We start from the raw sequence: 9,566 nt of genomic DNA, 5'->3' as shown, positions 1-9,566 counted from the left end.
TCAAGACCCTCAACAAGCTCGGTCTGATCGAGAAGCTGCCCGGCGTCCCTCGCAGCATTCAGATGCTCGTCGCGCCGCAGGAACTACCCGTTCTTGGATTGGATCAACCCGTCATAATCACTGCGACGGGACACTAGTGAGGAGCCGTTCGTTCGCTTAAGAAGTGGCGATCGACATCTGAATCCGGCACGAGCCTGCTAACGATCGCGCCAGCCGACGTTGTGAGTGAGAACACCTCCCATTCTTCCTTTCCTGGCCGATCTGAATAGCCTGTGGGGGCTGCCGTGGCTTAGCTTGGGTCGCAGCAGGGCAGGGGGATGGTCCGACCCCGCTGCGTTGTGTCGCGGTTACGAGGTACGCTCGAATCGGACTATCCCTAAATAAGCCAAAGGCCGTGCCTTTTTGCACTTTTTGAAATGTTAAGAAGTTCGGCCGCGATATGCGAGGTGCATTGCTGTGATAGTTGGAGCCATAGTTTGTTGTTACAAACAGCACGTTGAACATATCGGCCGGTAGCGCGAGCGAGCCCGTGCGCGGTCCGCGCGTTTCCCTGTCTTGCGAAAATCTAACTGTGGCAACCCCCTACTGCGTGTTTTGTGATTTGATGATGAAACCCCCGGTCATGTCCGATTCGGCTCCAAGAACCCCCTTGCCTAATGATGTCGAACGGCATTACCTTATTAGGTAATACGATTGGAGTTGCGCAATGGATATCACCAAAGACATTCAACCGATGACGACGTTTCGCAATCATTCCGCGGAAATCATGCAGCATTTGAAGGACACCAAGCGGCCGGTCATCTTGACCGTGAATGGCAGGGCTGCCGCGGTGGTTCAGGATGCCGAGTCTTACCAGCGTCTTCTCGACCTCGCTGCGGAGGCCAGTGCTGCCGAAGGAATCCGGCAGGGGAGGGAGGATCTCCGCGCCGGGCGCAGCCTGCCGGCGCGGCAGATTTTTGATGAGATTCGCGGCGAGCATGGCATACCGCGTTGAGGTCACGGCGCGCGCGGCGCGTGATCTGAGGCGGATTTACCGCGATATCAATGCGGACTATGCGAGAGAGGCCGCAGATTGGTTCAACGGGTTGGAAGCGTTGGTTCTCAGCCTCGAAGAGTACCCGTCGCGAGGTGCCCCGACCACGGAAGATGGCAATCTCCGCCACTTGTTGTACGGCAACCGGCCGGCTGTCTACCGCGTGATTTATGCGATTGATGAGGTAGGGGCGGTTGTCCGGGTTCTGCACATTCGCCACGGGGCTCGGCAAAATTTCGATCCCGTCAGCCCCCAGTAGGCCTTTGCGACGGCGGCCGTGAGTTCATCGTGCAGGATCGGGAGCGTCTCGGCCGAGAGTTCCCGCAGGGCGAGGGCGAGGATCGCGGCCCAGCGCGGCACGGCCGCTCGGCCTCGACACCATTTATTGACTTGGCGGGGGCTGACGCCGGTAAGCCGGGCAAAGCCGGCCTGGCTGACGTTCGCTTGGCTCAAAAGGGCGGTAAACCCTGATCCCGAGATTGTTTCCACTGCTTCGTCATAGAACCCAATTCCATGCCGCGTGCAAACTGAACGCCCGATTTTGTGAGCCCAGTCCGGCCTATGCGCGATAATGACTATTATCGCGCGTAGTGGAATTATTTGGGTTGCTATCGGTCAGGCGTCGGCCTATCGGTCGAATCATGGTCGATCAACCTCCCGAATCGGGTCGCGCTCTCGACGGTGAGATCCTGACCGATCCCGCGGAAAACCAAGGCACGGCGGTCGCGCCGGCCCTGACGCCGGCTGGGCAGGCCGCCCTCGCACAGGCGCAGGCGTTCGCGCGCCAGGCGGTCTCGCCCGCGACCCTGCGCGCCTACAAAGCGGACTGGACCCATTATGCTGCATGGTGCGATCGCACCGGCTTTGTCCCGGTACCGGCAACCCCGGCCGTGGTGGGCGCTTATCTCTCCAGCCTTGCGGTTTCTCACGCGCCGACCACGATCCGCCGGCGCCTGGCGGCGATCGGCACAATGCACCGGTTTAATGATCTGCCGTGGAATCCGGCCCATGGTGATATCCAGCATCCGCTGCGTGGCGCCCTCCGCAACCACGGTCGCGCGGTGCAGAAGGCGGCGGCATTGACGCTACCGATGCTGCGCCAGCTGGTCGCCACCTGCGATCGCACCGCGCGCGGCCGGCGCGATCGCGCCTTGTTGCTGATCGGCTTTGCCGCGGCGCTGCGTCGCTCGGAACTGGTGGCGCTGCAGGTCGATGATGTCGCCGAGGACGCGCGTGGGCTGCGGCTCCGCATCCGGCGCGGCAAGACCGATCAGGCAGGGGAGGGGGCTGAGATCGGCGTGCCGCGTGGCCGCCATGTCGAGACCTGCCCAGTCCGGGCGTTCCAGGACTGGATGGAGATCGCCACCCGCAAATCAGGACCTTTATTCCGCCGGATCAGTACCGGCGACACCATTGGGGATGTCGGGATGCATCCCGATGCGGTGCGGCGGATCCTGGCGTATCGCGCCGAAATGGCCGGGCTGGTGATCGAGGGGTTCGATCGCTTGAGCGCCCACGCGCTGCGCGTCGGATTTATCACCGAGGCCTACGCCAAGGGGGTGCGTGACGAGGATATCATGCGCCACACGCGTCACCGCACCCAGAGCGTGATGCGCGGCTACGTCCAGCGCGCCGGTCTGGTCAGTGACAGCCCGGCCGGCATGCTTGATCTCTGATGGCGCTCCGGTTTCCGTGGGAGACCGAGCCTGATTCGCCTGAACCGGTAACCCCGCCGGCGCGACATCCTCTGCCGCCCCCGCTGCCGAAACCGCGGGGGCGTCGGCCGTCTGGCCCATCCCGATCGGATGCGCCGCAGACCGCACCGCCCACTTCGATCTGGCGGTATCACCACCTCACGATCAAAGGCCCATCGGCCGAGCTCGAAACATTTGCATCGGCCGCGCGGGGCCCCGGGATCATCCCCTGGGAGATCAATGGCGCGGCGATCGAGGAGGATATTTTTATCCGCGCGGTGAGCCACACTGGCGGGCAGCGGAGTCTTTCGGTCGCGGGCTGCCGAATTCTCGCCCGTCAGTTCCGCGAGCGGATCGAGGCCCGCGAGGCCAGGGCACGAGACCGGATCGGGGTCAGGCGCGCGTGCCCGTTCGATCTGCAGGTCCTGGTCCCGATCCCGCTGGCAATCTTGACGCTCGGGCATGATCATCCGACCGCGCTGGCCTGGTTGTCCCGCCATTGGGGGATCAGCGATCTGCCGCGGCAGGTGATTGTGCGCCCCGACGCGGGGCCGGGGCGACGGCAGAAAGTTGGACATGGCGTTCTCAGCTACGGGTTCTTCACGGCGGAGACCTCCCCGCGGCCAGCACTCATCGCCATTGCCGAGGCCTGGCCGGGTCTGAAATTCCAGCTGCTGCCGATCGCGACGGATTGATCGCTGCGATGGATGGTTCATCCAGCGGGGTGGACAGGGCAGGGGAGGGGAGCTCGCCGCATCTGACGCTCGATGGGTTCGACGGATCGCTGGCCCTGCTACTGGCCCAGGCACGGTCGCATCAGATTGATCTGTCGACGCTGCGTTTGCCTGAGTTGATCGACCAATTGGCTGACCGATTGGAACGGGCGCGGGCGACAATCCCGCTCGGCCATCAGGCGGACTGGGTGGTGATGGCGTCCTGGATCCTGCTGTTGCGGTCCGATCTGCTGTTGCCGAGGGACGCGCCGGCGCAACAGGCGGCGGAACGACGTGCGTCAGATCTGCGGGACCGCTTGGTTGCGTTGCAGGAAATCCAGGCGCTGGCCGCGTGGCTGGAGCAGCGGCCGCAGTTGGGACGGGACGTTTTTGCCCGTGGCCGATCTGAGGCGATCGGAAGCGTGATCGGCGGTTCGATCGAGGTCGATATGATCGCCTTCCTCTGGGCGTGTCTGGAGCAGTTCGATGATCCCGCCGACGCCGTCGATACAAGGCCAATCTATCGGCTGCCGGCTCTGGACCTGTATGATATTCCGGAAGCCCGGGACCGGATACTCCGACTGTTGGCCGAAAGCGGAGAGGGGCTCAGCCTCGATCAGTTGTTGCCGGGCCCCAACCAGCAGACCGCTCAACCGCCAACGGAGACCCGGTTGCGTCTGCGCTCGGCGTGGTCGAGTACGTTCGTCGCCAGCCTGGAGCTTGCCAAGCAAGGCGATGTCGCGCTGGCGCAGGCGGAAAACTTCGATCCCATCATCGTCAGCGTCGGCTCCAGCGACCAACCTCTGCCGCATATTTCTGCGATGCCTTCCGCCTCTCCATAGCCCCATCCTCTCAAGAATTTGAGCCTCTCGGAACACCCGGTGCGGTTCACCCCCTCAGAGTCGACCCGAATCACACGAATTGAGGCAGAGCCATTTAAGGAAAACTGACATCTGGGCTGAAAACCGTGGCGCTGGCTGGGCAGGTCGCCGCCGCGCCGACCCGCAGCTGATCGGCGCGGGTTAGGCCGCGAGCGCCACCGATACCGCGATATTGGCCTGAAACGCCGCCTGGGCTTCGGCCAGTACGGCAGCGGTGGCGTCGGTATCGAGTCGAATGGCGTCGATTGCGTCGCGGTACGCGCGCCGGAACGCGGCCAGATCGGGGATCGCCTCGAAGCGGTAGAAGGCGAGTGCCGTGTCATCAAGGCCGAGCGCGGTGCCCAGACGGCGCTGGAGCATCTGGCCACCGTTCAGATCGCCGAGGTAGCGAACGTAGCCATGGGCAATCAGCAGTGCGGGGGCAGTGGCCGTCGCGTGGGCGATCCGATCGGCGTATGCCCGTCCGGCTTGCAGCAACGGCAGCGTGCCCGCCCAGTCCGGACCGGCGAGGGCCGCCAGATCGCTTTGCAGCGCGGCGGCGCGATACACCGCCGGCAGCGCCAGCGCCCGCAGGTGCGGGTGATCGCGATGCTGTTCCAACCCGTGCTCGATCTGTTGATAGGCGGGCAGTAGGTTGCGCAGCAAACCGGCGTACTGGTCGCGCGTGATCGTGCCGCGCAGCATTTGCGCGGCAACGCCAGAGCGTTCGGCGTCGCGGTGCAGATCGTGCGTGGCGTGCCGCAATGCGGTGGCGAGAGCCGGTGGCGCTTCGGTCGATCTTGCTTGGTCGACTGAAAAAACCGGGCTATCATCCATCAAACATTGATTGAACCGGTTATGACCACTGTCAACCTCGCGCAGCCTGACCTGACGTTGCATCTGGATCGCGATGGCGTCATCCGCGACACCACATTGTCGGACCGCATCGAAACCGGCGGCCTGCAGCCGTGGCATGGCCGGCCGTGGAGCGAAACGGTGACCGCATCGGGTTTCGCGACGATCGAACGGATGGTCAAGGACGCCTGGCGCACCGGCGTTTCAGCCTTCACGCCGGTCAACCAGCTGTTTCCAAGCGGTGCGGAACTGCCGTTGGAATATACCACGGTCAGGCTCGGCGGCGATGCCGGGTTGCTCGCGATCGGCCGGCGGTTTCATGTCGTTGCCGATCTGCAAAGCCGTCTGATCGCGGCGCAGCAGGCGATGGAGCGGGACCATTGGCGGCTGCGCGATGCCGAGATCCGCTATAATCTGATGTTCAACGGCGCAAAAGATCCTTTGCTGCTGCTCGACGCGGCAACGCTGCGCATTACCGAGGTCAACCCAGCGGCGGGGCGCCTGCTGGGCGTCGGCCATGACTGGAGCTTCATCGATCAGATCGCGAAGCCGTCGCAGCCCGTGTTTCATGCCATGATCCAGCGCGCCCGCACCGATGGGCAGGCGCCCGGTGTGATCGTGCAACTCGGCACCCCGCGAGAATCCTGGATCGTGCGGGCATCGCTGGCCGATGGCGGGGTGGTGCCGTCGTATTTGCTGCACCTTACACCGGTGGCGGCTAGTCCGCGCGGCACCACGCTGCCGGACCGCAGCGTATGCCCCGCCCTGATCACGCGCTTGCCCGAGGCGTTCGTGATCATCAATAGCGATGGCGTGGTCCGTCAGGCCAACGCCGCTTTCCTCGACCTGATCGAGGCGGCGAGCGACGCGGTCGTGCTCGGGGCCCGGCTCGATCGCTGGCTTGACCGGAGCGGCAATGATCTGGCCATGGCGCTCGAGCTGATCCGCAATCACGGCAGGATCATGACGATGCCGTCGGTGGTCCACGGGGAATACGGCGCGGTCGTCGAAGTCGAGATCTCGGCGAGCAGCGACGACGGCATGATCGGGCTGCTGATCCGCGACACCTCGCGCGGGGCGATACGGGGTGGGGCTGGCAACGGTGATCCGTTGCAGGCGGCGCTGGGCGCGCTTTCGCTGGAGGTCGGGCCGACCACGATGCACGAGGCGGTGGACCAGACCGTGGCGGCCGTCGAACAGCATTTCATTCGCGCCGCCCTCGAGCAGACCGCGGGCAACCGCAAGGCGGCGGCGGCATTGATCGGTCTCAGCCGCCAGAGCCTGTATCTGAAAATGAACCGCTACGACTTGGAATAGCGCCAACCGACCGCAATCTAAAATGCGGCAGCAACGCGGGGAGGCACGCCATGACACAAAAATTCGTGCCCGCACCGGCGTTCGGCGAGGCCGATCTTTCGAACTGCGAACGCGAGCAGATCCATCTTGCCGGATCGATCCAGCCGCATGGTGCGCTTTTGCTGTGCAGCGAACCAGGGCTGAAGATTGTGCTGGCGAGCGAAAACGCGGCTGAATTCCTCGGTCTCGCCCCTGCGGGTGAGCCTCACACTCTGATCGGAATGGCGCTGGATAAGCTCGCCGGTGATCTGGCCGGCCGCGTCCGCCCGCAACTGCGCGCCCCGCTGCGCACCCAACCGCTCAGGCTGCGCTGCACCGCCGGCCGGCCGCTGCGCGGCATCGATGCCATGATCCATCGGCCGGCAGGCGGTGGCGTGCTGATCGAACTCGAACCGGCGGGGCCGACCATCGACGTGGTCGGGCCGATCGAAGCGGCGCTGCAGACCATTCTCGGCTCGGTCTCGCTGGCAAGCCTGTGCGACGAGACGGCGCGGATCTTCAAGGCGCTGACCGGCTATGACCGCGTCATGGTCTACAAATTCGACGATGAGGGTCACGGTCAGGTGTTCGCTGAACAGCGCGAACCAGGGCTGGAGCCGTATCTCGCGAACCGCTATCCCGCAAGCGACATTCCGCAGATCGCGCGCCGGCTTTACGAGCGCCACCGGGTGCGCATGCTGGTGGATGTCGGGTTCAAACCGGTCAGGCTGCATCCGGCGCTCTCGCCGATCAGCGGCGCACCGCTCGATATGTCGCTGTGCGCGCTGCGCAGTTCGTCGCCGATCCATGTGCAATATCTGCAGAACATGGGGGTGCGCGCGACGCTGGTGGTGTCCATCATGGTGGGCGGGCAGCTATGGGGATTGATCGCCTGCCATCATTATGCGCCGTTCTTCGTCGCCTCGGAAATTCGCGCCGCCTGTGAATTTCTGGCCGAAGCCGTCGCGACCCGCATTGCCGCGTTCGAGAGTTTTGTGCTGGCCCAGGCCGAATTAGCGGCCCGGCGGCTGGAACAGCGCATGGTCGAGGCGTTGTCGCGCGAGGGTAACTGGAAAAGCGCGCTGTTCGACAATCCGCAATCGCTGCTGCACCCGGTGCGCGCCACCGGTGCCGCCTTGCTGTTCGACAACGAAGTGACGGTGACCGGCGATGTGCCGGGCACTCAGGACATCCGAGCGATCGGCACCTGGCTCGACAGCCGGGCCGCACAGTCCGGCACGGAGCCGGCCAAGCTTGATCAGGCCAAGCTTGATCAGGCAATGACCATCACCGCGTCGCTCACCGGCGAGGCAGAGCATTTCGAGGCGATCAAGGCGGCGGCGAGTGGGGTGCTCGCGGTATCGCTGTCCAGCGAACCCGGCACTTATCTGATCTGGGTGCGACCCGAACAAGTGCGCACCGTCACCTGGGGCGGCGACCCGACCAAGCCCGTTACGATCGGGGATACCCCGGCCGACCTGTCGCCGCGCCGCTCCTTCGCGCAATGGCACCAGGTGATGCGACTGCAATGCGAGCCCTGGACCGAGGCCGATATCGCAGCCGCCCGGCTGATCGGCGCCATGGTCAGCGACGTCGTCCTGCAATCGCGTACGGTGCGCATGCTGATCGCGCAGGATCAGCTCGAACGCGTCCGGCGCGAGGTCGCCGTATCGACCCAGCCGGTGATCGTGGCTGACGTCAACGGTGATATCCTGTTGATCAACCGTGCCTTCACCGCCATGGTCGCCGGCGCCAACCACCCGTTGCAATCCCTGACCGACCTGCCAGGACTGTTCGTCGATGCCCAATATGTGGCCGAACGGTTGCAGACGCTGCGGACACACCGGCTCAGCTGGCGCGGTGAAATTGCGATCCGGCGGGACAGCGGCGAGGCGCTACCCTTGCTGATTCGCGCGGACCCGATCCTGGCCACCGCAGACCGCGTGCTCGGGTTCGTGCTGATCATGACCGACATGACCGAACAAAAGGCGGCAAGCGTGGCACGGCGACGCTTCCAGGATGGCATCATCGAACAGAACCGCACGGTCAGCGGCTTGATCGCGTCGAAACAAGACATGACCGTCCAGAATCTGCTGAAATCGGTGTTCGAAAACGCCCAGCTTGCCGCACTCGAAATCACCGACCGGGTTGACCCGTCACGCATGCCGGAAATGCTCGAAAGCGTTCGCGACTCCGTCCGCCGCACGACCGTCGTGCTGCAGAACCTATTCACCCAGGACCCCCCGGGCGAAGAGGCATGACACCAGCTCGCGTCAGGTGAACTGGCTTGCGCTTCAAAATCGAGGATACGTTCAAGCGGTTCTGCCTCAATTCGTGTGATCGTGGTGCTGCTTGATGGCTGGGACAGAGACTGGGCTGATGTGGCATGGTCAAAAATGCAAAATGGGCGCTTGGATCTGGCCTCGAGCTCTTGGGGTCGGAGTGCCGCGACGGGCGCTGGACGATCTCGGCCGTGGGACTGGGGAGCGCTCGTAGTCCCAGATGTAATACCAACCTGCCTATCCAGTGACCGTTTTGATCCAGGGGTCCAGACACGAAAGTGCATTTTATGTACGCTAGACGTGAACGGACAGGGAACTCAGGCGACCAGGAGTGATGGCGGACGCCTGAGAGGTCGAAGTTCGCCAGGAGCCGGTTGCCGCTGATCGTTCCAGACATAATCACCTGTGAGGCTGATATGCTCCCATCCGAGCGGCACGGTGTGTTTCTTGATTTCCGGTGCCAATGGTTCCCCTCGCTGATCGAGGCTATCAAACGCCGCGGCGAGGTAGCGCAAATTCCATAGGATAATGGCCGCGACCAGGAGGTTGAGCCCGGATGCACGAAAAACCTGGTTCTCGAATTGCCGGTCGCGCAGTTCGCCTAGTGTCCCGTCGCAGTGATTACGACTCCTTGATTGATGGCGTGGGGTAGGATTTGGCCATCTTCACTCTTGCCTGATCTGTGGAGAACATCCAGCGGATTTTGGCACCGCTTTTGGTGCGGCGGCGCTCCCAGGCCCGGACTTCGGTTTCGAGCAGTTCGCGGTTATCGATCCGGCGGTCGAGGCATTGTC

At 63.8% G+C, this 9,566-nt stretch carries 9 protein-coding genes and 1 pseudogene; 7 read left to right on the top strand and 3 right to left on the bottom strand.

The features are described from left to right. The first annotated feature begins 706 nt into the window (after positions 1 to 706). Positions 707 to 994 (top strand): type II toxin-antitoxin system Phd/YefM family antitoxin, encoded by a 288-nt coding sequence (locus AruPA_RS20880; RefSeq protein ID WP_265638674.1) that lies wholly within the window; start codon positions 707 to 709, stop codon positions 992 to 994. After that, positions 978 to 1,292, top strand: coding sequence for a type II toxin-antitoxin system RelE/ParE family toxin (locus AruPA_RS20875; protein WP_265638673.1), 315 nt, complete (start codon positions 978 to 980; stop codon positions 1,290 to 1,292). Before AruPA_RS20880 ends, AruPA_RS20875 begins: the two co-directional genes overlap by 17 nt. Here AruPA_RS20875 and AruPA_RS21920 read toward each other — a convergent pair. Next, entirely contained in the window at positions 1,202 to 1,522 is a 321-nt protein-coding gene (locus tag AruPA_RS21920; protein WP_408859116.1) for a helix-turn-helix domain-containing protein, read from the bottom strand. The two genes, AruPA_RS20875 and AruPA_RS21920, sit on opposite strands and share 91 nt — an antisense overlap. Before the next feature lie 152 nt (positions 1,523 to 1,674). Here AruPA_RS21920 and AruPA_RS20870 point away from each other — a divergent pair, with 152 nt between their 5' ends. Genes AruPA_RS20870 through AruPA_RS20860 form a run of 3 tightly spaced genes read left to right on the top strand, consistent with a single transcriptional unit; the run spans position 1,675 to position 4,282 of the window. Continuing rightward, positions 1,675 to 2,709: a tyrosine-type recombinase/integrase gene (locus tag AruPA_RS20870; RefSeq protein ID WP_265638672.1), complete on the top strand. Its 1,035-nt coding sequence runs from the start codon at positions 1,675 to 1,677 to the stop codon at positions 2,707 to 2,709. Continuing rightward, positions 2,709 to 3,422: a hypothetical protein gene (locus AruPA_RS20865; protein WP_265638670.1), complete on the top strand. Its 714-nt coding sequence runs from the start codon at positions 2,709 to 2,711 to the stop codon at positions 3,420 to 3,422. The genes AruPA_RS20870 and AruPA_RS20865 overlap by 1 nt, the downstream gene beginning before the upstream one ends. An 8-nt stretch (positions 3,423 to 3,430) precedes the next feature. Further along, a complete protein-coding gene (locus AruPA_RS20860; RefSeq protein WP_265638669.1) occupies positions 3,431 to 4,282 on the top strand; it encodes a ScpA family protein in 852 nt (283 codons plus the stop codon). Positions 4,283 to 4,462: 180 nt separating this feature from the next. Here AruPA_RS20860 and AruPA_RS20855 read toward each other — a convergent pair whose 3' ends face one another. Next, positions 4,463 to 5,137: a heme oxygenase (biliverdin-producing) gene (locus AruPA_RS20855; protein ID WP_265638668.1), complete on the bottom strand. Its 675-nt coding sequence runs from the start codon at positions 5,135 to 5,137 to the stop codon at positions 4,463 to 4,465. 21 nt (positions 5,138 to 5,158) lie between these two features. Between AruPA_RS20855 and ppsR the strand changes: the two genes are divergently transcribed. After that, the gene (gene ppsR / locus AruPA_RS20850) at positions 5,159 to 6,472 is read left to right on the top strand and encodes a transcriptional regulator PpsR (RefSeq protein ID WP_265638667.1); all 1,314 of its coding nucleotides are present in this window, start codon (positions 5,159 to 5,161) and stop codon (positions 6,470 to 6,472) included. Positions 6,473 to 6,522: 50 nt separating this feature from the next. Then, positions 6,523 to 8,751: a GAF domain-containing protein gene (locus tag AruPA_RS20845; protein ID WP_265638666.1), complete on the top strand. Its 2,229-nt coding sequence runs from the start codon at positions 6,523 to 6,525 to the stop codon at positions 8,749 to 8,751. A 338-nt stretch (positions 8,752 to 9,089) separates the two neighbouring features. Here AruPA_RS20845 and AruPA_RS20840 read toward each other — a convergent pair. Continuing rightward, a pseudogene (locus AruPA_RS20840) lies at positions 9,090 to 9,377 on the bottom strand (Tn3 family transposase); the annotation flags it as partial. Between the last annotated feature and the right edge of the window lie 189 nt (positions 9,378 to 9,566).

It is taken from the genome of Acidiphilium sp. PA (assembly GCF_026191915.1).
Taxonomy (GTDB): Bacteria; Pseudomonadota; Alphaproteobacteria; order Acetobacterales; family Acetobacteraceae; genus Acidiphilium.
Note: the sequence above shows the minus strand (reverse complement) of the source record. Positions and strands in the feature narration are given on the sequence as shown.